Source organism: Vibrio sp. Y176 (assembly GCF_033438945.1).
On sequence record NZ_JAWOQS010000975.1, the window covers coordinates 1 to 558 of the forward strand.

Here is a 558-nt window from a genome sequence, read left to right on the forward strand (position 1 = left end):
CTTTCGACCACTGGATGAACTCCATTACGATCAAGAAGTAGCCTGGGAACCCCATTTGGTTGATTACGTCGAGTTCGATTTGTAAACGCTCGTCGTATTCTGGACGGCGCTTTTTGCGCTCTTCTTCATCAGGAAATAGGAACTCTAGACGCTCTTCCAAACCTTCTCGTGACTTCATGACCAAGAATTCAGTTTCTTCCATCCCTTCTGTTGGGAAGGCTGGCAAGAAGTATTCACCCAAACGAACGGTCACGTTACAACGCTTGGCGATCTCGACACTGTTTTCTAGCGCTTCTGGAATATCAGCAAACAGCTCACACATTTCCTCTTCAGTGCGAAGGTACTGCTGCGGGCTGTAATTTTTTGGTCGGCGTGGATCTTCTAATGTGTAACCATCATGAATCGCAACACGAATCTCATGCGCATCGAAAAGGTCTGCACTTAGGAAAACCACTTCGTTTGTCGCGACCACGGGCAAGTCATGTTGCTCAGCGAGATCGATGGCAAAGTGCAAGTACGTCTCTTCATCCGGACGACCTGTACGAATCAATTCTAGAT

The 558-nt window shown here is 47.5% G+C and carries 1 pseudogene; it reads right to left on the reverse strand.

Annotated features, from left to right (window positions below):
• Positions 1-558: pseudogene (gene dnaE / locus R7O13_RS29715) on the reverse strand (DNA polymerase III subunit alpha); the annotation flags it as partial.